This window comes from Enterococcus sp. LJL120 (genome assembly GCF_054871765.1).
Map to the genome: position 1 here is coordinate 367,670 of NZ_JBTXLV010000003.1, position 23,609 is coordinate 391,278.

At 36.5% G+C, this 23,609-nt stretch carries 21 protein-coding genes; 11 read left to right on the forward strand and 10 right to left on the reverse strand.

All coding sequences use genetic code 11. The features are described from left to right. Positions 1–65 precede the first annotated feature (65 nt). The 10 genes from ACYSNU_RS07015 (at position 66) to ACYSNU_RS07060 (ending at position 12,405) form a co-directional block, all read left to right on the forward strand. The gene (locus ACYSNU_RS07015) at positions 66–890 is read left to right on the forward strand and encodes a PRD domain-containing protein (RefSeq protein ID WP_461736464.1); all 825 of its coding nucleotides are present in this window, start codon (positions 66–68) and stop codon (positions 888–890) included. 105 nt (positions 891–995) lie between these two features. Continuing rightward, positions 996–2,915 carry a beta-glucoside-specific PTS transporter subunit IIABC gene (locus ACYSNU_RS07020; protein WP_461736465.1) on the forward strand — a complete coding sequence of 640 codons (1,920 nt, stop codon included), beginning with the start codon at positions 996–998 and terminating at the stop codon, positions 2,913–2,915. A gap of 44 nt (positions 2,916–2,959) precedes the next feature. Next, a complete protein-coding gene (locus ACYSNU_RS07025; protein ID WP_461736466.1) occupies positions 2,960–4,435 on the forward strand; it encodes a sulfatase-like hydrolase/transferase in 1,476 nt (491 codons plus the stop codon). Positions 4,436–4,465: 30 nt separating this feature from the next. Further along, a complete protein-coding gene (locus ACYSNU_RS07030) occupies positions 4,466–5,590 on the forward strand; it encodes an SPASM domain-containing protein (RefSeq protein WP_461736467.1) in 1,125 nt (374 codons plus the stop codon). Continuing rightward, positions 5,587–6,366 carry a sulfite exporter TauE/SafE family protein gene (locus tag ACYSNU_RS07035; RefSeq protein ID WP_461736468.1) on the forward strand — a complete coding sequence of 260 codons (780 nt, stop codon included), beginning with the start codon at positions 5,587–5,589 and terminating at the stop codon, positions 6,364–6,366. The genes ACYSNU_RS07030 and ACYSNU_RS07035 overlap by 4 nt, the downstream gene beginning before the upstream one ends. A 4-nt stretch (positions 6,367–6,370) precedes the next feature. Beyond that, a complete protein-coding gene (locus ACYSNU_RS07040; protein ID WP_461736469.1) occupies positions 6,371–7,225 on the forward strand; it encodes a formylglycine-generating enzyme family protein in 855 nt (284 codons plus the stop codon). A 220-nt stretch (positions 7,226–7,445) separates the two neighbouring features. After that, a complete protein-coding gene (locus ACYSNU_RS07045; protein ID WP_265458574.1) occupies positions 7,446–7,826 on the forward strand; it encodes a MerR family transcriptional regulator in 381 nt (126 codons plus the stop codon). Between the two features lie 47 nt (positions 7,827–7,873). Then, positions 7,874–9,214, forward strand: a complete 1,341-nt coding sequence (glnA, locus tag ACYSNU_RS07050; protein ID WP_461736470.1) for a type I glutamate--ammonia ligase — start codon at positions 7,874–7,876, stop codon at positions 9,212–9,214. 265 nt (positions 9,215–9,479) lie between these two features. Further along, positions 9,480–10,589: an alanine dehydrogenase gene (ald, locus tag ACYSNU_RS07055; RefSeq protein ID WP_461736471.1), complete on the forward strand. Its 1,110-nt coding sequence runs from the start codon at positions 9,480–9,482 to the stop codon at positions 10,587–10,589. A 214-nt stretch (positions 10,590–10,803) separates the two neighbouring features. Continuing rightward, entirely contained in the window at positions 10,804–12,405 is a 1,602-nt protein-coding gene (locus ACYSNU_RS07060; protein WP_461736472.1) for a CTP synthase, read from the forward strand. 168 nt (positions 12,406–12,573) lie between these two features. Here the strand turns inward: ACYSNU_RS07060 and ACYSNU_RS07065 are convergent, their stop codons facing one another. From ACYSNU_RS07065 to ACYSNU_RS07095, 7 genes are all read right to left on the reverse strand, one after another. Beyond that, positions 12,574–13,473: a sensor histidine kinase gene (locus ACYSNU_RS07065; RefSeq protein WP_461736473.1), complete on the reverse strand. Its 900-nt coding sequence runs from the start codon at positions 13,471–13,473 to the stop codon at positions 12,574–12,576. 21 nt (positions 13,474–13,494) lie between these two features. After that, positions 13,495–14,241, reverse strand: a complete 747-nt coding sequence (locus ACYSNU_RS07070) for a hypothetical protein (RefSeq protein ID WP_461736474.1) — start codon at positions 14,239–14,241, stop codon at positions 13,495–13,497. Further along, positions 14,238–15,140, reverse strand: coding sequence for an ABC transporter ATP-binding protein (locus tag ACYSNU_RS07075; RefSeq protein WP_461736475.1), 903 nt, complete (start codon positions 15,138–15,140; stop codon positions 14,238–14,240). The genes ACYSNU_RS07070 and ACYSNU_RS07075 overlap by 4 nt, the downstream gene beginning before the upstream one ends. An 88-nt stretch (positions 15,141–15,228) precedes the next feature. Then, a complete protein-coding gene (locus ACYSNU_RS07080) occupies positions 15,229–15,888 on the reverse strand; it encodes a response regulator transcription factor (RefSeq protein ID WP_461736476.1) in 660 nt (219 codons plus the stop codon). A 247-nt stretch (positions 15,889–16,135) separates the two neighbouring features. Next, a complete protein-coding gene (locus tag ACYSNU_RS07085) occupies positions 16,136–16,750 on the reverse strand; it encodes a hypothetical protein (RefSeq protein ID WP_461736477.1) in 615 nt (204 codons plus the stop codon). Positions 16,751–17,295: 545 nt separating this feature from the next. Further along, on the reverse strand, positions 17,296–18,615 hold the full coding sequence (locus ACYSNU_RS07090; RefSeq protein WP_461736478.1) for a tyrosine-type recombinase/integrase: 1,320 nt from the start codon (positions 18,613–18,615) through the stop codon (positions 17,296–17,298). A gap of 160 nt (positions 18,616–18,775) precedes the next feature. Next, positions 18,776–19,792 (reverse strand): hypothetical protein, encoded by a 1,017-nt coding sequence (locus ACYSNU_RS07095; RefSeq protein WP_461736479.1) that lies wholly within the window; start codon positions 19,790–19,792, stop codon positions 18,776–18,778. Positions 19,793–19,939: 147 nt separating this feature from the next. On the opposite strand from ACYSNU_RS07095, the gene ACYSNU_RS07100 reads away from it, so the two are divergent. Beyond that, the gene (locus ACYSNU_RS07100; RefSeq protein ID WP_461736480.1) at positions 19,940–20,155 is read left to right on the forward strand and encodes a hypothetical protein; all 216 of its coding nucleotides are present in this window, start codon (positions 19,940–19,942) and stop codon (positions 20,153–20,155) included. Between the two features lie 10 nt (positions 20,156–20,165). Here the strand turns inward: ACYSNU_RS07100 and ACYSNU_RS07105 are convergent, their stop codons facing one another. From ACYSNU_RS07105 to ACYSNU_RS07115, 3 genes are all read right to left on the reverse strand, one after another. Next, entirely contained in the window at positions 20,166–20,924 is a 759-nt protein-coding gene (locus ACYSNU_RS07105; protein ID WP_461736481.1) for a hypothetical protein, read from the reverse strand. Between the two features lie 295 nt (positions 20,925–21,219). Next, complete coding sequence (locus ACYSNU_RS07110) at positions 21,220–22,704, reverse strand: FRG domain-containing protein (RefSeq protein ID WP_461736482.1); 1,485 nt, start codon at positions 22,702–22,704, stop codon at positions 21,220–21,222. Positions 22,705–22,763: 59 nt separating this feature from the next. Then, the gene (locus ACYSNU_RS07115) at positions 22,764–23,384 is read right to left on the reverse strand and encodes a hypothetical protein (RefSeq protein ID WP_461736483.1); all 621 of its coding nucleotides are present in this window, start codon (positions 23,382–23,384) and stop codon (positions 22,764–22,766) included. Positions 23,385–23,609 lie beyond the last annotated feature (225 nt).

Here is a 23,609-nt window from a genome sequence, read left to right on the forward strand (position 1 = left end):
CGTGCATACAGTACGCATATTAAGGTATGGCCTTTTTAATTGGTGAAAGGAGGCTGTCAAGAAGTGTGAAGATAAAAAAAATACTTAATAATAATGCTGTCTTAGTTGGTAAAGATGGACAGGATTTCATTTGGATTGGAGCTGGATTAGGTTTTCAAAAAAAGCCCGGACAAGAAGCTGAGGAAGAAAAAATTGAAAAAGTATTTGTTTTGCACCAAAAAAAGGCCTCCGAAAGATTTCTATCTTTGATGGAAGCCATCCCAATTGAGTATGCTTCCTTAACGGATGATATTATCTCAATGGCCCAAAAGGAATTAACCCATGATTTAAGTGACTCTTTATACGTTTCTTTGACGGATCATCTATACAATCTAGTCAAACTTTCACAACAAGGGGTTGTACTGCACAACCGACTCTCGTGGGAAATCAAGAAATTTTATCCGAAGGAATTTGCTTTAGGAAAAAAGTCACTCGAATTAATTGAAACAGAGTTTAAAGTATCTTTACTAGAAGAAGAAGCAGGCAATATTGCAATGCATTTGATTAATGCGCAACTATCTGATGAGATTGATAATCCTGAAAATGTTCAACAGATTGCAAAGAAGATTCGTGATATTATTGCTATAATTCGCATATCTAACAAAATTGAAATTAATGAAAACTCTCTAGCTTTTGATCGCTTTGTGACACATCTACGGTTTTTCTTTCAACGTTTAGAAAATCGTGAAGGGCAGAATAAAGAAAACCCCTTATTAAATCATGTAAAAGATCAATATTACCAAGCGTTTGAAACGATGTTACTGGTAGAAAAATATTTACAAGTTATACTGAATGATGATGAAAAATTGTACCTTTCTTTACACATTCAAAAAATAATAGAGAACGAGTAAGGTTGTTACTGGTAAAGCAGGCAAGACTGACAAGGACTTCAGTGGTGAAGTGTTTGTTTGTCTTGTTTTTTTGGTTAAAATATTTTATGAAAGGAATTATGTGATATGGCTTACCAAGAATTAATTCAAGACATTTTAGAAGATGTTGGAGGAAAGGAAAATATCAACGATCTGACCCATTGTGTGACACGGTTGCGGTTCAAGCTAAAAGACGAAAGCAAAGCTAACACCGAAAAATTAAAAAAAACAAAAGGTGTTGTAACAGTAGTTCAAAGTGGTGGCCAGTACCAAGTAGTTATTGGCAATCACGTGCCAGAAGTTTATCAGGAATTTGTTAACTTCGCTGGGCTTTCAACAGAGGATTCATCTGAAGAGCCGACTAAATCAAAAGGTCCTCTGGATGCATTTATTGATATTATTTCTAGGATTTTTACACCAGTATTAGGGTTGTTGGCAGCTACTGGGATGATTAAAGGGTTAAATGTTTTGTTTGTCGCTTTAGGCTGGATTTCGATTGATTCTGGAACTTATGCAATTCTACAAGCAGCCGGTGATTGTTTCTTTTATTTTTTTCCAATCTTTTTAGGTTACACAGCTGCCAAGAAATTTGGTTTAAAACCTTTTGTGGGGATGGCGATTGGTGCGGCTTTGGTCTATCCAGCTCTTGCTGGCTTAACTATAGGAGTTGAACCACTCTATACACTTTTTTCTGGCACACTTTTTGAATCACCGGTTTATGTGACTTTCTTAGGGATCCCTGTAATTTTGATGAGTTATAGTTCCAGCGTTATTCCAATCGTTATCGCTACATTTTTTGGAGCTAAATTAGAGAAATTTGTAACAAAAATTATGCCTAGTGTTTTAAGAAGCTTTTTGGTGCCTTTTTTAACTGTTTTAATCATGGTACCGTTGACTTTTATTGTCATCGGACCGATTGCAACGTGGATTGGGGATTTATTAGGAGCGGCGGTCTTAGGCGTTTATAATTTCAGCCCAATTTTAGCAGGTATTGTTGTTGGTGGTGTATGGCAAATTTTAGTAATGTTCGGTTTACATTGGGGAATTATTCCAATTGCGATTAATAATATTAGTGTTTTAGGTTATGATCCGGTCATGGTATTAGGTCAAGCCACCTCTTTTGCAACAGCTGGTGCTGTGCTGGCTGTCATTATTCGTTCCAAAAATAATTCTGTTCGTTCAATTGGCATTCCGGCTTTTATTTCTAGTTTATTCGGGGTATCAGAACCTTCCTTGTACGGAGTCACATTACCAAGGAAAAAACCTTTTATTGCCACGCTTATCTCGGCTTCTGTAGGGGGCCTAATTATGGGGTTTTTTGGAACTAAGTCTTATATTATGGGAGGGATGGGTATTTTTGGATTGCCAAATTATATCAGCCCTGAAACTGGCATTAGCAATGGCTTTTATGGCTTTGCATTAGCGATTGTAGTTGCATTCTCATTATCTTTTGTTTTGACGATGACCGTGCTCTATGATCCGACAGATGATCGCTTAGAAGCAGTGGAGGAAAAAGTAGAAGAAAGTTTGCCAGAGTCTGATGAGTTGGCAAGCCCCAATCAATTGATTCAAGAAACTGAAATCGAATTGCCTGTTAAAGGAGTTGTGCTCCCCTTGAATGAAATGGCAGATGCAGCATTCTCGCAAGGATTGTTAGGTAAAGGATTAGCTGTTCAGCCAGAAGACGGTAAGGTTTACGCACCTTTTGATGGGATTGTTGAAACTTTATTTCCAACTAATCATGCAATAGGCCTGAAATCGCCAGAGGGTATTGAATTATTAATTCATGTAGGAATGGATACCGTGAACTTAGAAGGAAAATATTTTGAAGCAAAAGTTGCTCAAGGAGATCAAGTTAAAAAAGGACAATTGTTATTAACTTTTGATACCGAAAAAATTACCGAGGCAGGCTACTCCATTGAAACGCCTATTGTGGTAACAAACTCAAAAGATTATTTAGATGTGATTGGTGAACTAGATCAGGGGAAAATTAAGGTTGTAAATTAAAAAAAATTTCAAGTTAGAGGATTAGTTGGAAAGAGGAGATAAGAATGCGGGCAATAATGATAATGTTTGACACCTTAGCCAGAGATTATTTATCAAATTATGGAAACAGCTGGATTGAGACACCAAATTTTGAACGCTTGAAAGAAAAAACTGTGACATTTGACAATTTTTATGGGGGAAGTATGCCTTGTATGCCTGCCCGGAGAGAGCTTCATACTGGTCGCTATAATTTTATGCACCGGATGTGGGGACAATTAGAACCCTTTGATTACTCAATATTTGATGAGCTTCAAAAAAATGGTGTTTATTGCCATTTAGTTACGGACCATTCCCATTATTTTGAAGATGGGGGAGCTACCTATCATAATCGGTATTCTACTTGGGAAGGATTTCGGGGGCAAGAGGGAGATCGTTGGGTACCTAGGAAAATGGGAGCAAACCATCCTCCCTTGAATCCTTTAAATAAAGCAGGCGTTTCTGTCGATCAGCATTTTGCGAACCGAACCCGTCAAGTTTTTGAAGAAGATATGTCCAGTGTTCAAACGATTAACGCTGGTTTAGAATTTTTGGAAAATTACCAAGAAGAAGATAATTGGTTTTTACAAATTGAATGCTTTGATCCCCACGAACCTTTTTATGTGCCAGAAAAATATCGGAAATTGTACGAACAGCAGCCTCAGCAAAATCCTTATTTTTGGCCTAAATACGGTCGGGTAACAGAAGATATTACGAATGAAGATTTAGCCGATTTACAAAAGGAATATGCAGCACTGATTTCGATGTGCGATTATCATTTGGGGAAAGTTTTAGATTTTGTGGAGCAGCATCAGATGTTCGAAGACACTTTAATTATTGTGAATACCGATCACGGTTTTTTATTAGGTGAGCATGAGTGGCTTGGAAAAAATGTAGCACCAATGTATGAAGAGGTTATTCATTTACCATTCTTCATTAGTTATCCAGATAGTGAAGCTGGTACTAGCTGCCAAGTTTTGAGCCAAACTATTGATATTCCGGCTACTTTATTAGATTATTTTAATATTGAAAATCATTTAGATATGGATGGGAAATCATTGCTGCCAGTTTTAAAGAAACAGCAGGAACGGTTACATGATTGGATTATCTTTGGTACAAATGGCGGACATGTAAGTGTATACGATGGACGTTATGTATATATGCGGGCTTCAGTTCGACCTGACAACGGACCGATTACAATCCAGACTTTAGACTATTCACAGCTGCGGGGCTTTTTACCAAAAAAAGTTTTAGATGGGATGGTCTTGAGAACCGGAAATCGTTTTACAAATCAATATCCTTATACTGAGCTAACAATTAAAACTTATATTGATTCTTATTCAACCGGACATTTATTATTTGATTTAGAGCAAGACCCTGAGCAAAATTATCCAATAACAGATGAAATTATTGAAAAAGAAATGATGAGTAAATTGACGCAGATTATGAGAGAAATTGAAGCTCCTAAAAGTGAGTTTATCCGATTAGGGTTGCTGGAGGGATAGTTAAGAGGCGCATTTTAAGGAGTGAAGGTTATGAAACATATTTCTGTCATGATAAAACCCGCATCAGCACTTTGCAATTTACGATGCAATTACTGTTTTTATGCTGATGTTAGTTCCTTAAGAGAGGTTCGTTCCTATGGGCGAATGAAGCAAGGAGTAGCAAGAAAGATGATAGATAACATCTTCGTTGATCTTGAGGATGGTGACCACTTGACCTTAGCTTTTCAAGGTGGTGAACCAACATTAGCCGGCTTAAAATATTATGAAGACATTGTTTCTTTAGTAAATACTCAAGCAAAAAACATTGATGTACATTATGCTATCCAAACAAATGGAATACTTATTGATGAAAAGTGGTGTCGATTTTTAGCAGAGAATCAATTTTTAGTCGGCCTTTCGTTGGATGTCGTGGCAGCTGAACACAATTTTAATCGTGTGGATACTAGAGGGCAAGGCACCTTTACAAGAGTATTAGCTACGAAGAAAATGTTTGATCATTACCGAGTTGACTACAATATTTTGTGCGTCTTAACCAATAATCTAGCCCAAAAAGCAGCTGAAGTTTTTGATTTTATCTTAAGTAATCATATTGAGTATATACAATTTATTCCGTGTTTGGATGATCTTGATGCAAAAAAGTCTAGTAGGGAGGCTCTTACACCAAGTCATTTTGCGAAATTTTATCAAGAGCTATTGACTATGTGGAGTGAGGAGTTGCAGAGGGGGCACTATGTGAAGGTGAAGCTTTTTGATGATTTGTTGCAACTCTTTGGTAATCAGCAAATTACGGCATGTGGAATTTTAGGAGACTGCCAGGTTCAGTATGTTATCGAGGCAGATGGTAGTGTATATCCATGTGATTTTTTTGTATTGGATCAATATCGTTTAGGAAATATTCAAGAAAAAAGTTTGAGGAGCTTGTTTGAAACCGAGATTAGTCACGAATTCCGCTGTGAAAAAGCACCATTAGCAAAAGAATGCCAACAGTGCCCTTTTCTTAAAGTGTGCTTTGGTGGTTGCAAAAGAATGAAACAGGCTATCTATCTGGATGAAACAAGTTACTGCGGTTATCAAAATCTCCTGCAAGTTTTTCTGCCAAAAATTAGTCAGCTAATGGAAAACCTTCAAAAACTTGAAAAGGAGCCAGCCAGTTGATGGGTATCATTTACTTTTTGATTATTCTTTTTGCAAATTCTATTGGAGCAATCTCAGGTATGGGGGGGGGCGTCTTGATTAAGCCGCTTTTGGACTTAATTGGAGCTCACTCTGTCCCCACGATTTCTTTTTATTCTACAGTTGCTGTCTTTACAATGGCTGTAGTTTCGACTATCCGCCAACTTTTGAATGGTATTCAAATTAAAGGGTCAGTCCTTAGTTGGATTGTAGGAGGAGCAATTCTTGGAGGTGTTGTTGGGAATTTTACCTTTGAAAAACTGTTAGCTTTTTTCTCCAACGAAGACTCAGTCCAATTAATTCAAATTGTTTTGACGATTTTAACCTTAATTTTCGCTTTTCTTTTTACCCATTATAATTGGAAAAGTTTCCATTTGAGTTCATCTATATGGTGCTGTCTTTGTGGATTGATTTTAGGATTTTTAGCCAGTTTGCTAGGGATTGGTGGGGGTCCGATTAACGTGGCCTTAATAATGTTGATGTTTGGCTTTCCTATTAAAGAGGCGACAATCTATTCAATCTGTGTGATTCTATTTTCACAGCTTGCTAAGATACTGACAATTACTTTTGGTACTGGCTTTGCCCGTTACGATTTATCTATGCTTTTCTTTATTATACCCGCAGCCGCAATAGGAGGATTGGTGGGAGCGAAATTTAGTAATTTGCTATCGGCGAAAAATGTGACAACTGTCTTTCAAGCAGTTATTCTATTAGTTTTAGTGATAAATATTTATAATGGGTACCAAATTTTAAATTGAGGTGATGCAAGTGATTCATATTCCTGGTGGCAGTTATACAATTGGAACAGATTCTGCTGACGGTTTTCCGACAGATAATGAAGGGCCTAAAAAAAGCATTGAATTAGCAAGTTTTTGGATAGATGAGACGACGGTTACAAATAGATCATATGAAGATTTTGTCTCTGCAACCGGCTATGTAACAGAAGCGGAGCGTTTTGGATGGTCCTTTGTGTTTCACTACTTTTTAAGTGAGGCAAATAAAAAAAGCAGCCAAAAAGTTTCAGATTTGAATTGGTGGTATGCAGTGCCAGAAGCAAATTGGCGCCAACCTGAAGGGATCGGGAGTAACATCCTAAATCGAAGCGACCATCCTGTTGTACAAGTTTCGCGAAATGATGCAATCGCATATTGTTTATGGGCTAAAAAGAAATTACCGAATGAAGCGCAATGGGAGGTTGCAGCAAAAGGCGGGACAACTTACGAACGTTATCCGTGGGGAGTTGATTTTTTACAGAATGGAGAGCATCAATGTAATATATGGCAAGGGAATTTTCCACACCAGAATACACAAAAAGATGGGTTTTTAAACACGGCACCTGCAAGATTTTTTGAACCGAACGGCTACGGACTTTACCAGATGATTGGTAATGTTTGGGAATGGTGTGCTAATCCTGCCCGAATTCCTTTAGTTAGATTTGAAAAAGAGGACAATTGTATCTGGCAGGACCATCTCGGAGTAGATGATAGGATTTATGCGATTCGTGGAGGCTCTTTTTTATGCCACGAATCTTATTGTAAAAGATATCGGATTGCCGCAAGAAACGGCAATAGTGGTATGTCAGCGTCTAATAATTTAGGCTTTCGTTGTGTAAACTAAAAAATAAACTCTGGAAAAGCTCAGTCTGCATTTTTCAGGGTTATTTATTTTTCCTTGATTAGTTTTCAGATAGGGAATGTATCCGATGTCAGAAAACTATTTTTCTTTATGTTAGAAAATGTCACATAAAAGGGTTGACAGTAAAAAAAGAAATTGGTATTCTAAAAACAGCTTAAAAAGATATACCTGTTGCAAGAGAAAATTGTCGGGAGGTAGCGCCATGCAAGAAAAAGAGCTCCGACGCTCCATGTCTGTTTTTCCAATTGGTACAGTGATGAAGCTCACGGACTTATCTGCACGACAGATTCGTTATTACGAGGAGCAGGATTTAATTCATCCCGAGCGGAGCGAAGGAAATCGCCGACTGTATTCTTTAAATGACATTGACGTGTTGTTAGAAATTAAAGATTATCTCTCTGATGGCTTGAACATGGCCGGCATTAAACGAGTGTATGAGATGAAAATCGCCGAAGAAAAGAAAGCCAAAGAAGCTAAGCGTCATTTGACTGACAATGACGTCAGAAGAATTTTACATGATGAAATGCTGGCTCAAGGTAACATGCATCAACAAAGTCCATTTCAAACAGGTCCCAGATTTTAAGACCCGTTTGTGGAAATAAAAAAAATGAAGTACAAGGAAGGGATATTATGCCAAAAAAAGATTATACTGCAGCCGACATTAAACGAATTGTTGAAGAAGAAAACGTGCGCTTCTTGCGCCTGATGTTCACTGACATTATGGGAACAATTAAAAACGTGGAAGTTCCCGTCAGCCAATTAGATAAAGTTTTAGAAAATAAAATGATGTTTGATGGTTCTTCAATTGAAGGTTTTGTGCGGATTGAAGAAAGCGACATGTATTTATTCCCAGATTTAAGCACTTGGATGATCTTCCCTTGGGAAAGCGATCATGGAAAAGTTGCGCGCTTAATCTGTGACATTTACAATCCAGATGGCACTCCATTTGCCGGTGATCCTCGAGGCAATTTAAAACGGGCTTTAACTGACATGCATGAGTTAGGTTTCACTTCCTTCAACTTAGGACCTGAACCAGAATTTTTCTTATTCAAGTTAGATAAAGACGGCGAAATTACGATGGACCTAAATGATAAAGGTGGCTACTTTGACTTTGCGCCAACTGACTTAGGAGAAAATTGTCGTCGCGATATCGTTTTAGAATTAGAAAGCCTTGGCTTTGAAATGGAAGCTTCTCACCACGAAGTTGCTCCAGGACAACACGAAATTGATTTCAAATATGCTGACGCAGTAGAAGCATGTGATAATATCCAAACCTTCAAATTAGTTGTAAAAACAATTGCTCGCAAACACGGTTTGCACGCAACCTTCATGCCAAAACCATTATTCGGGATTAATGGATCAGGTATGCACTGTAATATGTCTTTATTTACGAAGGATGGCAATGCCTTCTTCGATGAAAATGGTCCAATGCAATTGAGCCAAACTGCATACCATTTCTTAGGCGGCTTGTTGGAACATGCGCGGGCTTTCACTGCAGTATGTAACCCAACTGTTAACTCATACAAACGTTTAGTACCAGGTTATGAAGCACCAGTTTATGTTGCTTGGTCTGGCCGCAACCGTTCTCCATTGGTGCGGGTACCTGAATCTCGTGGTCTATCCACTCGTTTAGAATTGCGTTCAGTTGACCCATCTGCTAATCCTTACATGGCCTTGGCAGTCTTGCTACAATCTGGTTTAGACGGAATCAAACGGGAATTAACACCGCCACCTGCAGTTGACCGCAACATCTATGTGATGGATGAAAAAGAAAGAGAAGCAGCACAAATTTCTGACCTACCTTCAACTTTACACAACGCTGTTAAAGCTTTGCGTAAAGACCAAATCGTTTTAGATGCGTTAGGCGAACACATTGCCAATAACTTTATTGAAGCTAAACGTTTAGAATGGGCGAGCTTCCGTCAAACAGTTTCTGAATGGGAAGTTGACCAATACTTAGAATTATATTAATCATTAGTTTAACCGTTAGGAAGGGTATTTCTTCCTAATGGTTTTTTTGTGGCATCAAAAGCCGAACTTGTGTCAACTGTCTAATTATAAAAAATAAATTTAGCCTACTGTACTGGAAAAAAAAGAAAAGGGTTATCATCTGCTAATTTCTGATAGCAAAGTTCTCATTTTTCTTTTGACAAATAAAAAATATATTATAATAGAAGAAAGATGGTAAGCGCTTTAATTTTTGCGTTTAAAACTGAAATGAAGAGGTGAAGGGAAAATGATTATTGGCATTCCTAAAGAAATTAAGAACAACGAAAACCGTGTGTCGCTGCCGCCTTCTGCAGTCTATGAATTGGTGCATCAGGGCCATGAGGTATTAGTCGAAACCAATGCAGGATTGGCTTCTGGCATTACCGATGAGGACTATCAAAAAGCAGGAGGTAAAATTGTTCCCGATGGTCAAACGGCTTGGTCAGCGGAGATGGTCGTCAAAGTGAAGGAGCCTGTTCCCGCCGAATACGCTTTTTTCCGGGAAGATTTATTGCTGTTCACCTATTTGCATTTAGCGGCCAATCAGCAATTAACAGAGGCTTTGATTGAAAAGAAAGTCACAGCCATCGCCTATGAAAGTGTTGAATTAGCAGATGGGGCCTTGCCGCTTTTAACACCGATGAGTGAGATTGCCGGTAGAATGGCAGCGCAAATTGGCGCCTATTATTTAGAAAAAGTTAACGGCGGTAAAGGAATTTTATTAGCCGGTGTTCCTGGCGTTAGAAAAGGCCGAGTTGTCATCATCGGCGGCGTTGTCGGTGAAAATGCAGCTCAGATTGCTTTGGGTCTCGGAGCTGAGGTCACGATTTTAGATGTAAATATCAAACGGTTAAAGGCTTTAGAAAATAATTTCAATCAGCGAATTCAGACGTTAGTCTCTAATCAAGCCAATTTGACTTCGGCTTTAAAACGGGCAGATTTAGTGATTGGGGCGGTGCTAATTCCTAATCATAAAGCGCCAACCTTGGTTTCTAAAGAAATGGTGGCCGGCATGGAGAATGCTTCTGTAATTGTTGATGTGGCGATTGACCAAGGGGGAATTTTTGAAACTGGTAGCGAAGTGACGACCCATGATCAGCCGACTTATACAAAAGAAGGCGTGGTCCATTATGCAGTGGCCAATATGCCGGGGGCCGTACCCCAAACGGCAACCTATGCCCTGAGCAATCTAACTTTGCCTTACGTTTTACGTTTAGCCAATCAGCCTTTGGAAACATTACTAAAAGCCGATTTAGCTCTGCAAAAAGGCGTTAATTTATGGCAAGGAAAATTGACAGTGGCAGCGATTGCTGATGATTTAAATTTAGCGAAATATAATCTGACAGAGTTGCTTTGACTCGACAAATCCTGATAGAAAATTTCTTAACAAAAGATTAGCAGTTTAAATCCCTGCTTGACTTTCGAAAACCAACCTTGTATTATACTGTTTGGGCACCTTTAAAGAGGTCAAGATTTATTTTGAATTCACGCTCCCTGTTCATTTGAATGGGGGGCTTTTCTATTTTTAATAAATTTTCCTACCAAAGAAAAGAAGAGGAGCATTACTACTTATGACCAAATACATCTTTGTTACAGGCGGCGTTGTTTCATCAATTGGAAAAGGAATTGTCGCAGCATCACTCGGCCGCTTGTTAAAAAATCGCGGACTCAAGGTGACGATTCAAAAATTTGATCCTTATATCAATGTCGATCCCGGGACAATGAGTCCTTATCAGCATGGAGAAGTTTTTGTAACAGATGATGGTGCGGAGACGGACCTAGATTTAGGTCACTATGAACGGTTTATTGATATTAATTTAAACAAGTATTCAAATGTTACCACAGGGAAAATTTACTCAGAAGTCCTGCGCAAAGAACGCAAAGGAGAATACTTAGGCGCGACGGTCCAAGTCATTCCCCATATTACCAATGAAATCAAAGAAAAAATCATGCGGGCTGCTAAGATGACTGATTCAGACGTGATTATCACTGAAGTCGGCGGGACTGTCGGCGATATTGAATCGCTGCCATTTTTAGAAGCACTGCGTCAAATGAAGGCCGATGTCGGTTCAGATAATGTTATGTACATCCACACGACCTTGATTCCTTATTTAAAAGCTGCCGGTGAAATGAAAACTAAACCAACGCAACACAGCGTCAAGGAATTACGGGGCTTAGGAATTCAACCGAATATTTTAGTTGTGCGGACCGAACAACCAGTTTCGCAAGATGTCAAAAATAAATTAGCTCAATTTTGTGATGTGGCACCAGAAGCTGTAGTTGAATCCCGTGATGTGGAAACTTTGTATTCAATTCCATTAGCTTTACAAGCGCAAAATATGGATCAGATTGTCTGTGACCATCTGAAAATCGATGCACCGCAGGCCGACATGACTGAATGGCGGGAACTGGAAAAACGTGTGCTAAACTTGAAGAAAACGGTCAAAATTGCTCTGGTCGGAAAATATGTTGAATTACCAGACGCCTATCTTTCTGTTGTGGAAGCCTTGAAGCATTCTGGCTTTGCGTATGACGCAGACATTGATTTGCAATGGATTAAAGCCCAAGATATCAACGCTGAAAATGTTGCAGAAACATTGAAGGATGCCGATGGAATTTTAGTACCTGGTGGCTTTGGTGACCGGGGTGTTGAAGGGAAAATCGAAGCCATTCGTTATGCACGGGAAAATGATATTCCATTCTTGGGTATTTGCTTAGGAATGCAAATGGCCTGTGTTGAATTTGGCCGCAATGTTTTAGGGTTAGCTGATGCTGCCTCAACAGAAACCAATCCAGATACTAGCAACAATATTATTGACTTAATGGCTGACCAAGAGAACATTGAAAATCTTGGTGGTACTTTACGCCTTGGATTGTATCCTTGTAAAGTTAAAAAGAATACCAAAACAGCTGCCGCTTATGACAATGAAGAGGTTGTACAGGAACGTCATCGCCATCGTTATGAATTTAACAACGGCTACCGTCAAATCTTTGAAGATAACGGTATGACCTTCTCAGGCGTTTCACCGGATAATCGTTTAGTTGAAATTGTCGAGCTTACGGATAAAAAATTCTTTGTGGGTTGCCAGTTCCACCCAGAATTAATTTCTCGACCAAATCGCCCGCAAAAACTAATCAAAGCGTTTGTCGGAGCAGCGATTGAAAACCAATAAGTAGACTGATTGCCAGCAGATAGGAGTCCTTGGTCAATCCGCTGGCAATTTTTTGAGATGCAAAAAGCACTTATCAGACCTTCACCGATTGTGTAGTGACCAAAAAAGTTAGATTTTTGATCTAACTTTTGAGGGCTGCACATTGCGCTGAAGTCTGATAAGTGCTTTTTAGTTTTTGGCAAAGGTCAGGCTGATTCTAAAAATTTCCTGCTGGTAATCGGCAGCTATTTTTCCTCCCTGCAGCTCTATTAACTGTCGGGAAATATAGAGACCTAAGCCAGTTTGCCCTTGACTACGGCTGGTGTCAGCCGAATAGGACCGCTGGAAAATTTTTTGACTATCGGGTACGGGAAAATCGGTATCATTTTTAAAAGTTAAACTAAATTGCCCTGACTCCGTTAAAGTGCCGCTGATTTTGACAAAGGAGCGGCTATAACGTAAACAATTTTGCAAAATATTTGTGATAATTCTTTTGGTATAGAGGGGATCTACCAATAATTTTTGATTTAGATTTGTTTCCTCTAAAGTAATTGTCAGACCTCTTTTCTCAAAATCCTGTTGAAAGGGCATGACGGCTTCCGCCAATAACTGCGGCAACGAAATTTCCTGATAATGCAGCTGAATATCCGCAGACTCAATTTTTGCCAGGTCATAAAACTGTTCAATCATCTCATTGAGGCTGATCACTTTTTGCAGGACTAACTCAGTGTATTCTTGCCGCTCAGCTGAAGATAAGTCCCGTTGTAATAGCTCAGTAAAGCCCTTAATTGAAGTCAGTGGTGTGCGCAGATCATGGGAAAGGTTGGTGACCTCTTGGCGCAGGGCATCATTATTTTTCTGCATCCTTTGCTGCTCTAGTTTGTAGCGCTGAATCAATAAATTGACCTGCTCAGAAAAGCGATTCATCGCCGCATCAGGTAAGCTAGTCCGCAATAATTCATTGGTGCCGAAATTTTCTAGAATTTCACTTAGCTGCTGATTTAATCGGTGAATATTGCGGCGCCTTAACAGATTTTGGCTGAGGAGAAAAAGAATTAATAAAATAGCAATGCCCAGTGCTAGCCTCATAAGTCACGTCCTTTTTTATAACTAAATATCAACTCGCTTAAATTTATAAGCGCCTACTGCTAATGTGATAACGGTTAAAGTAATGCCCACCAGCCAGCAAGTTGGATTGAACTGGCCGCTGCCGTTTAAATAATCATCAAGAATATCTGCGATTAAGCGGTCGGGGAAATAGTCGGCAATTTCTTGCAGTGAACTATTGAAGGACAAGAGCCGTTCTAATAGTGAGCCTACTCCGCCAAAAGCTACCAAGGTTAAGATAAAGTTGGCAACATCGCTGACTGCTAATAAACTCAGCACGTAGCTAAAGGAAAAAGCAGCTAAAATAAGCGGCGCTGTGTTAAGCAGCGCAATTAAAAACTGTGAGTTTGCCTGAGGTTGAACTTCAAGAAGACTGCTGCCCAAGCCAATAAGCAACACGCTTGCTAGAATACAGAGGACCGCAAAGGCAGCTAAAGCTAAGAACCATTTGCTCCAAAAGATGATTTTCCGCTGGGTACCAAAAGAAATTGATTGGCCGATAATTTCGTGGTTGTGGCTGGTTAGCATCAAAGCAAATAGATAGCTGACAATAATCACCAAACCGCTTAAGCCTAACACATTGGAATAGAGAAAAGCATTGGTTCCATAAGGAAAGTTCGGATCGCTGTTTGCAAAAAAGGAAACGGTCAAGCCAGCTGCGGCAATTAATCCAAGACAAATGCCGCTGACCACATAAAAATTGCGGGTTCTCAAAAGTCGGTAGATATCGCTAGTTAAATAATTCATCATTTTTCATCCTCCACTAAATTCAAAAAATAATCCTCTAAAGAGCCGCCGCTTTTATGCATTTCCTCGACTGTGATGTTTCCTTGGCTCAATAAACGGTTGATTGTGCCGCTTTCTTCCAAATGATTTTCTAAAATCAGCCAATTATCCGGCAACACTTGGTAGCGAATATCAGAATAACTGCGTTCTAAAATTTGGACCGCATGGCTAGGATTATCCACCTGAAGCTGTAACGATTTGCGGGTTTTTGCTAACAAGTCGGCTTGGGATAAATCCTCCACCAGTTTTCCTTGGTGCAAAAAGACAAAACGATTGGCTAACAACTCTAACTCCACCAAAATGTGACTGGAAATTAAAATCGTAATCTGTTGTTCTTGATTTAGCCGTTTCAATAACCGGCGAAAGTCATTAATTCCTTGGGCATCCAAACCGTTAATCGGTTCATCCAACACAAGACAATCAGGATTGGCTAAAAGGGCTAAGGCAATTCCTAGCCGCTGTTGCATCCCCAGAGAATATTCTGCAAAAATTTTCTTGCGGGCATCGCTAAGCCCGACAATTTCAATCACTTCGGCTACGCGATTTTGATTGGTGATGCCCCGCTGCCGGCGAAAATATTCAAGATTTTGGGTGGCTGTAAAATCATCGAAAAAGGCTGGAGTTTCAATTAGAAAACTCATTTTATGGCGTTTACCGGTCAGGTTGCTACTTTCAAATAATTGAAAGCTCCCCTCAGTCGCTGCTGTGCGCCCCGCTAAACATTTGAACAGAGTAGATTTGCCGGCCCCGTTTTTGCCGATTAGGCCACAGATCTCACCTTGTTCTAAAGTGAAGTTAATATCGGTAATCCCCGAACCGTTTTTGTAAACTTTGCTGAGATGTTGCGTCTGAATAATCTTCATTTTTTCACTCCCTTTACTTGATACATTTACTATAAGGGATGTCCTTTTAATATAATTTAAGCAAATCATAAAGAAATCATAAAGCCAATCAGACAAGCATAAAACCAATGCCCCAAATGGTTTTAAGGTATTCTTCAGAGGTCACTTGAGCAATTTTTTTTCGTAAATTAGAGACGTGAACACTGATGGTGTTGTCATCGCCGTAATAGGTCCCCTGCCAGATAGCCTCGTAAATTTTTCCCTTTGAAAAGACTTCCTCAGGGTGAGCCATCAATAAAGCTAAAATATCAAATTCGGCATTGGTTAATTGCAGTAGCTGTTCTTCAATAAACGCCTGATGCTTTTCTTTAAAAAGTGTCAGTTGCCGCCAAGTCAATTGCTTATTTTGACTGACAGGCTGATTTTTTCGTAGCTGCACTTCAATCCGAGCTAAAACCTCTGCTTGGTCAAAGGGCTTCGTGATATAATCATCTGCGCCCAGTTTAAGTAGTTTCACTTTATCACTGACGTCTTTTTTAGCTGAAATAATGATGACCGGCTGTTGCGGCGGCAGTTGTTCCAATAATTCCTCACCACTGAGTCCCGGCAGCATCAAATCAAGTAAAACCAAATCAAACCTCTGCTGATTAAGCTGCAACAAACCTTCAGTGCCGGAAAAAGCACTTACCACTTGATAAGTATCCTTTAATAAAATAGTTAACAATTTATTGATGCCATTGTCGTCTTCCACAAGTAAAATTTTTTTCATGAGGGCCTCCGTTTTAAGACTATTGAGTTAAGTATAAGAGAAGATGATTGAAAGGGGAATAGCCAGCTTGGATAAAGCTGCGGTTATTGAAGGAAAGTTGCGGATAGAAAAAAGCCCTGCAATATAGCAAGGGCTTACGGAATATTGGTAAATTTGATAATTTTGCCAGACACTCAGAGAAGATATTTTATTCAACTCAATTCAGGTTTTGTTCAACCCCATTCCGGCAAATTTTTTAAATTATTTCTTATTCGCTAGCTGGAATTTCTGTTAAAGATTCCATAATGGCTACCATTTCGGCTTGGTTTTCACTAATTCCGCTCTTTGAAGTCCACGAGATACTTTGAATGTAATATTCATTGCCGTCTAAAATATCGGTGATAAACGAAGTATTAAGACCATCTTCAGTTTGATAGTCAAAACGATAACGAGTTCCAGAAAAATTATTGTAGCTAACTTCTTCTTCGGTAAGATTTTCAGAGCCTTCAACTAAGCTTGGGTAAACAAGCTCTTTATAAGCGGTGAAACTTGCAAAGTCTTCTTTGTTTTCGCTTAAAATATTGAGATACGCATACTCTACAGCATTTTCAAAGGCAATATCTGCATCCCCAGAAAACTCACTAGGATCGACATTTTTCCACCCAGCGGGTATTGCGACTTCAAATGTACCAAAGTCTGTCTCATAGATCTCCGGTTCCCCCAACATGGAACTATCGGCTGTACTCTCTTCAGTAGTAGGGAGACTAGAAGAGCTGCTAGAATTTGCTACTGAAGAGCCTGAAGATGATTCTGACGGATTTGAACAGCCACCAAGGCTCATGAGAAGTGTTATCCCTAAAGTGACACCCAAATACTTTTTCATTTATTTTCCTCCTTTTTCTATAACAGGTACTCTTTTATTTTATCAATTTAAGAGAAGAAAGAGAAGAGGCAAGGAAAGGGTTTACTTGACTTGTAAAATAAAAGAAGCTTACCGCTTGTTTAAGTTGAAACAAGCGTTTTGATTCTGACAGTTTTTGAAAAAGAAACAAAAAAATAAGATCTTAAGAGTGCTGGTCTCTTAAAATCCTATTTTTTTAAAGAGTGAAACCTTAGCATAATAAGGTTTCGTAATTTTTTTAGTAAGCCACTTAACGGGCTTGAACCGTTGACCTCATCTTTACCATGGATGGTGTTTTCGTTTTTAAAAAGTGTTATTTAACTTTATATAGCAGAGGTTTTCTGAAAACAAAAATATGTAAAGTAGTTCAAAATGTTAACTTTTATGTAGACTTTTTGTATAGTTTCTCAAAAGTTAACATGAAACCATACAAAAAGCATATTTTTAAGGCCTTATAAACGTTATTATAGAGCTATTTAAGCAAAAATAGACACCCACCAGAAAAAGTGGATGTCTAATATATCTTATTAGTAATCTATTGCAGCTTCATAAATGAGTTCTTTTGGTGTGTTTGCGTAAACATTTAAGGTAATACTGATGTCTTCATGCCCCACAATTTTTGCCACCACTTCAACATCTAATTTTTTTATTAGCAAAAGATAGGTGATAGCAGTTGCTCTTAAATCATGTAACGTAGTCTGATTTTCAATAATTCCACTTGCCATTAATTGATTTCTAAATTCTCCCCAAGAACGAGTGAAATTATGCGGAGTGTAAGCTTGTCCTTCGTCATAATTAAAAATTAGGTTATGTGCTTTACCGCTACCATCTCTCCAGATAATATCATTACCATATTTTTCTCTAAAATATTTTAATCCTTCAACTAATTCACTGCTCATAATAGTATCACGTTGATTTCCACTTTTGGTTTCTGGTTTAAATTCTATTTCATATGTTATTGCATTTTTTGTTAATGTTCCATTTATGTGAATAATTTTGTTTTCAAAATCAATATCTTCCCAAGTTAATGCTACAATTTCGCCTCGCCTCATTGCAGAGATTAGAGCAAATAAGAAAAACAGAGCTTCTCTTGAACTAATTTCATCACTCTCATAGAGTTGTTTAAACAGCAACTTCTTAACCGGTCCATATTCAGTTTTAACATTTAAACTTGTTTTATTTTCCTTTTTCCTAGGAGCACTTCCGACTTTAATTGCTGTCATAGGATTAGTTCCAGTTTTTCTTAATGGAATAGTGGTTTCTAATGCTTTAAAAGCAATGTTTAAAGAACCTCTATATTTCTGCATTGTCGCAACAGAAACTCCTCTGCTTTTTATGTTACTAAATAGTTCCTCTACATCTTTAGCATCAATATTGATTACCTTTTTTGAATTAAAATCGGAATACTCGTCTTTACATATCAATTTTAACTGTGACTTATGATTTGCAATCGAATTTGCGGAGTAGGGATTATCTCCATTTTGAGGATAATTATCCCAAAGGAGTCCTCTGTCATCAATCGAATTGTAATAAACTAAATCATAGAAGGTAAGTTGTTTCAAATCATCAGCAGCATTTTCATTCAAGTATTGTTCATTAACTATCTCTTGTCGAGTTGCTAACCTTACTTCTTCTTCATCATATAGCTTTTGAACCTCTTTTTTAAATTTCTTCCATTCCTTTATGGCTTCATCTAAATTGTTTGCTTTAATACTTTTTTGTTTAGCAAAAAGTGGTTTAACTCTATTATGATTAACTATTCGTACTTTAAGTTGATATTTTCCGTTTTTATCATAAATCCCGTTTGTTTTATCGCCCCAAATAGGCTTTTCGCTCTTTTTAGCCACTTTAACACCTCTTTCCTTTATTTTAGCTCAGTTTACCACTACAGTACACCACGGAAAAACTAAAATGCCACTTTGGTGGTAATCTAACTTTTCATTAGGAGGGAGGTTAAACCCTTAATACATCAGTATTTTTATTAATACATCGGTTTTACTTGACTATTTAAGATTTTAACGATTTTAGTCTAATGTAGGTATCACCTTTTTTACTTTTCGAATTTTCTATAATATTGTCTATTTCTCTTTGCTCAGCTAAACTTCGTATTCTTGTTATCGAAAGATAGACAGATTGCTCTTGATTAAATACAAAGGCTCTATCCTCAAAGTCCACAAGAAGCTCTTTATAAAAATGTCCTACTGTATCTGCCCATAAATCATATTTTCTACAAATAAATACTGCTTTTGTTTCTTTAATCATGAACTTTAATAGTTCGAAATTGTAAATTTGTGACTTCAATTTAACATCTTTAAGAGCGTTCTTATTAATTTTAACAAAGCAGTCAGGGATAGAATAACTACTTTTTGATTGATATGGAAAATAGTCAATTTGCATTATATCATGCTTGCTATCTTCGAAAAGTTTAAGTGCTTTAAATGAATTGCTCGAAGGTTTCTTAGAGTGTCCTGCATTAACAAAATGATTGTAGTGCCAATATTTTTTTATAAAATCTTTATATTCCTTACCATTTTCTTCCTTAAGAAATTCCTCAGGTATTTCTGGCTTTTCCCAAGGTACATATTTTTGTGTTCCATTTAAAGAATTAAGCATACGTTGTTGGCTAAAAATCATATCTTTCGGAAAATCATCTTCTATTCTAGGAGTATAGCCAGGGTTTGTAGTTAAAACTACAATCTTCATTTCTCTTAATTCTTCTTGTTTTAATGCCATGAAATGAGCGGGTTGCGGTATTATAGGCCTTAAGTCTGCGTTTTTTATCACTTTATCATTTACATCATAAAGTCCGTTTGCGTAATTAATCATTTGCCTTATTTTTTCAGAGATTTTGAGGTTTTTTTCATTGCTTTTTTTTAAATCCTCAATAACAGTTCTATCTTCAGGATGGAAAATAGAATATTTATTAGGTACATTATTTAGAAATTCTTCATAATTATCGTACTGATTAATTGAGTAATTTTCATTGTTCCAAAACTTGTGGAATTTCTCTACAACATCGTTCATAATTTGACCTTTTACTTTCTTCTTGTTTAATTTTATATTGTTTTTATGAGTAAATAATTATTGAAATATCCTTATAAATTGACTAGTATGATTGTGATAATACTACACTTTAATTACCATGGTATTCAGATGAATGGAGGAGAGTTTTTGGGAACGATAGCTGATATAGTAAAGATAGAATCAATTTTAAAACAATATTCAGCCAATGAGATAGCTTTAGGCACGGGTATTAGTAAATCTAGCATTTCAAAATTAAAAAGCGGAGAACGCAAAGTAGAGCGTATTAATTTGCATGATGCGATTAAGCTTACTGATTATGCTAATAGTAATCTGAAAACAAAAATAGAAATCTGGAAGCAATAAAATATATACATTATCTATTTTCCATAAATTTCCCATAGTTTAGTTTTCGTGTCTTGTATTCGTTCGTGTTTTTGTAAGTTTTATCCTCAGCAACTTTTGCTATAGGTTTAAAGTATTTTCCATAATTTTCAATTATTGGCATGTAGTCACTTGTAACAGCACACATTACTGTAGATTTGTTCTTACTACTTCTTTCACCTAGATAAAGCTGCACTTTCCTTAATGCCAATTTTTGGAATCCTTTTTCAAAAAAAAGAAAGTTAACGCCATTCGTTTTTGCTACAGAACAATACGCCAAACAATCAGGACCTTCTTCGGTTATTAGTTGAATTATTTCTTGTTCTTTTATTGATAAATTGGCACTATTTTCAACTTTCAATAGGATTTCATGAAAGGCTATATCTCTACCATCTATTATTGTAAGTGGTTCATTAATATTCATAGTAGGAAAACTACTGCTTGCATCATCGTACGAATGGAAGGTTAAATAATTTTTGTTGCCTCCATGTTTTTTAATTTCAGCTAATGCAGTAGACTTACTATCCGCCCAATAAGAAATTTTTTCATTTGGAAATAATTTGGAATATCTTCCTCCATTATCGTTATCTCTTAAGTTCCCCGCATGAAGAGAACTAATATTTAAATCATATACCCACTCATCAATGGCAACACATCTAAAAAAATCAAATTCATCAGTTTTATAGATAGGTAGTATTTTATGTTTTAATGTAAGTGAAAGAAAAGAATGGTTAGAAAATAAATTGCTCATTAATTCAACCTCCTATTACAAGATGATAATAAATAGAACCATAAATATATTAAAGCTTTGTATGAAGTCTAATATTGCTTCAAGATTTCCTATTATTTCACTTTCAAAACTAATATTGTGACTCTGTTTCACATGTTCTGCCAAACCAATTATAATCGTGACTATCGTCCTTACTATATGCATCAAGCTTACTACTTGCATTCTTCAATATATTAGTAATATTCTTTAAATTGATATTTCAATAAGTTGTTGAGAATTTTTTACTTTTGTTTGTTAATTTTGATAAGCATTTAAACTATTTAATATTCTCATTTCTATCATGGAGGATATTAAAGATTTTCTTCGCAAGCTCTGCATTAGTAGTGGTGCTGGTAGGTACTTCAGATGTTCCATCGTTCCATTTTTTTAAAGTAGCTAGTAAAAAGTTTTGCCTATTTTGAAGATACTTACCTTCAGTTTCAGAATATATTGTGACTGTACTACCATCAATTTTTATTCTGTGGTCATCAACCGTATATTGATTTTTTTCATATTTTCGAAAATTGTAATGGTCTAACTCAGGATAAATATAGCTTTCGGATATAGAATGCAAGCTTTCTAATTCATCTAGTATAGCTTTTTTACTCTTATATGGTATCTTGATAATAATCACTTTATCATCCTTAATTAATATATTTTTATTAGAAAGCTGCAACCCACTTAAAATAAATCCACCTTCTTGATTGATAATTCTTTGATTGGTATTTCTAGGGAGAATCAAAAAATTTTTTACCAAATCTTCCATTACTATCCCATTAGTAAATCCAGGATTAAAATTACGAACTTCATGCAATAATTTTTCGACTATAAAAAAATGGTTGAAACTCTTTTTTAAATAATAGAAATTGTTTATTTCAGTTCCTTTCAAGCTATCTTGAATATAGATTGGCAAATCTTTTTCAATGTTTCCCAACAAGATTTTATATTCTTTTTCTATATATGTTAAAAGTTTTTCTATATCCTCATGGGAGCAAAATGGTATTCCAAATTCATTTATGCTAGCATTAGTTTGATAAAATGAAAATAGTTCTTCAGGGTTACCGAGAGTTTTTATTTTTGTCTGTAGAAATGACTCAATATTTTTTAGCTCATAGTCCATAATTAATTTTTTTGAAAGTCGTTCAAATTCGATTAAAGTATTGTCAGAGTTTATGTGACTAGGTTTAATATCGGTGCTTTGTTCAATGTTTAGTATTAATAATTTATATATTAAAGCTTTACATAAAAGAAAAAATTTATAGGTTTCACTAAGTTCTCTTTTATCTTCATTACTTAATCTTGACACTGAGGATACAATTGATACCGCATCACTATTGATAGTTTTTTCGCTGAAGTTTCGTTTATCAATCAAATAAAAATATCCATCAGCTCTTTTATTCCTATCAAAAGGGTTCTCTAGCGAAAAGTATAAAGCCTTATAGGGATTAAACGATATGTCTAAAAGTCTTGTTGGAATTCCATAATGCTGCATCTTTATCAATACATCTAAAGTACTGTTTGAATTTTCAAAGTCATTTGGCCGTTCATTTATGACCCCATTAATTAAATCTTTTTCGACTATTCTTTTCTTGTCATTTCTAAAGATGTACGGAGTCAAATTTCCGACATTGTTAGGGTAATCCTCTTCACCTCTATAAACAAATTCAAGACCAGTCTCTTTTCTCTTTTTTAGTAGGAAATTTGTAAATTCCGAAAGCGAATTGATTGTTTTTTCAGTTTTAATTTTACTGTTATTTTTCATTTTTTCACCCCTTAAAAACAGTGCCTTACTTAATAAATTGAAAACGCTAGGGCATGTCTTTACAAAAAATATTTGTAAACGGTTTCTCCGGATTCGTTCTTTGTTTTTATGACTGAATTAATCTTCTTCATTTTTTCTAATCGATTGTAAATTACCCCCTCAACTTCGCTTCTATTTCTATCAGAGAAATTGACAAATTCTTGAACATCGTCTGTTAAGTATTCTAAAGTTAAGGGTGTTAGGCTTATATCTAAATAATTTCTAATAACCCAATCCAAAGATTCGTACCATACTTTACTTTCTCTTTTAGAGTCAGCTGTGTTAAATAACGTGTCTACTAACTCCAAAAGTTCATCCTGATTACTGGAAGTTAATTCATAGCTTCCAGCTTGAGTATCTTCTTTTAGAACCTTTTTTCTAATTAATTCCGCTCTAACGGTTCGTACTTCATTTTCGAAAACATTAGCTGGTTTGTAATTCTTTTCAAAAGCATCTTCATTGTGATAGTATTCTAAATTCTTCATCCTATCTGATAAGTTTAGATACTTGCTACCAGCTAATTTTTCCACAATGTTTGAATATTGTAATTCTGACTTTTCTTCATCAAAATAAAGATTTATCAAGTTTTCCGCAATTTCCCGACTATTACTTATTTTTCGCTGTTTTCCAATTTTTACCATGTTGTAAATCTCCTTTTTTATCCAATTGTACCATGTTCTGCAAAGAAATCTTTTTTTATGTCTATTTTTAATTAAAACGACAATTTTTTGAATGATACTGGTTTGAACACAAAAAAGGATAGGAAATCCTATCCTTCTGTAACTATTCGCCAATAGAGTAGATGGATTCAACATTATCTACTCTATAAAATCATATACTTGCATTTCCAGATTAAAAATATTTTC

Bases quoted from the DNA above. Each gene is read 5' to 3' on its own strand.
- ACYSNU_RS07040 (WP_461736469.1), top strand. From the start codon at position 6,371: ATGCAAGTGATTCATATTCCTGGTGGCAGTTATACAATTGGAACAGAT.
- ACYSNU_RS07110 (WP_461736482.1), bottom strand. From the start codon at position 22,704: ATGAAAAATAACAGTAAAATTAAAACTGAAAAAACAATCAATTCGCTT.
- ACYSNU_RS07025 (WP_461736466.1), top strand. From the start codon at position 2,960: ATGCGGGCAATAATGATAATGTTTGACACCTTAGCCAGAGATTATTTA.
- ACYSNU_RS07075 (WP_461736475.1), bottom strand. From the start codon at position 15,140: ATGAAGATTATTCAGACGCAACATCTCAGCAAAGTTTACAAAAACGGT.
- ACYSNU_RS07060 (WP_461736472.1), top strand. From the start codon at position 10,804: ATGACCAAATACATCTTTGTTACAGGCGGCGTTGTTTCATCAATTGGA.
- ACYSNU_RS07085 (WP_461736477.1), bottom strand. From the start codon at position 16,750: ATGAAAAAGTATTTGGGTGTCACTTTAGGGATAACACTTCTCATGAGC.
- ACYSNU_RS07095 (WP_461736479.1), bottom strand. From the start codon at position 19,792: ATGAACGATGTTGTAGAGAAATTCCACAAGTTTTGGAACAATGAAAAT.
- glnA (WP_461736470.1), top strand. From the start codon at position 7,874: ATGCCAAAAAAAGATTATACTGCAGCCGACATTAAACGAATTGTTGAA.
- ACYSNU_RS07070 (WP_461736474.1), bottom strand. From the start codon at position 14,241: ATGATGAATTATTTAACTAGCGATATCTACCGACTTTTGAGAACCCGC.
- ACYSNU_RS07020 (WP_461736465.1), top strand. From the start codon at position 996: ATGGCTTACCAAGAATTAATTCAAGACATTTTAGAAGATGTTGGAGGA.
- ald (WP_461736471.1), top strand. From the start codon at position 9,480: ATGATTATTGGCATTCCTAAAGAAATTAAGAACAACGAAAACCGTGTG.
- ACYSNU_RS07105 (WP_461736481.1), bottom strand. From the start codon at position 20,924: ATGAGCAATTTATTTTCTAACCATTCTTTTCTTTCACTTACATTAAAA.
- ACYSNU_RS07030 (WP_461736467.1), top strand. From the start codon at position 4,466: ATGAAACATATTTCTGTCATGATAAAACCCGCATCAGCACTTTGCAAT.
- ACYSNU_RS07045 (WP_265458574.1), top strand. From the start codon at position 7,446: ATGCAAGAAAAAGAGCTCCGACGCTCCATGTCTGTTTTTCCAATTGGT.
- ACYSNU_RS07115 (WP_461736483.1), bottom strand. From the start codon at position 23,384: ATGGTAAAAATTGGAAAACAGCGAAAAATAAGTAATAGTCGGGAAATT.
- ACYSNU_RS07065 (WP_461736473.1), bottom strand. From the start codon at position 13,473: ATGAGGCTAGCACTGGGCATTGCTATTTTATTAATTCTTTTTCTCCTC.
- ACYSNU_RS07080 (WP_461736476.1), bottom strand. From the start codon at position 15,888: ATGAAAAAAATTTTACTTGTGGAAGACGACAATGGCATCAATAAATTG.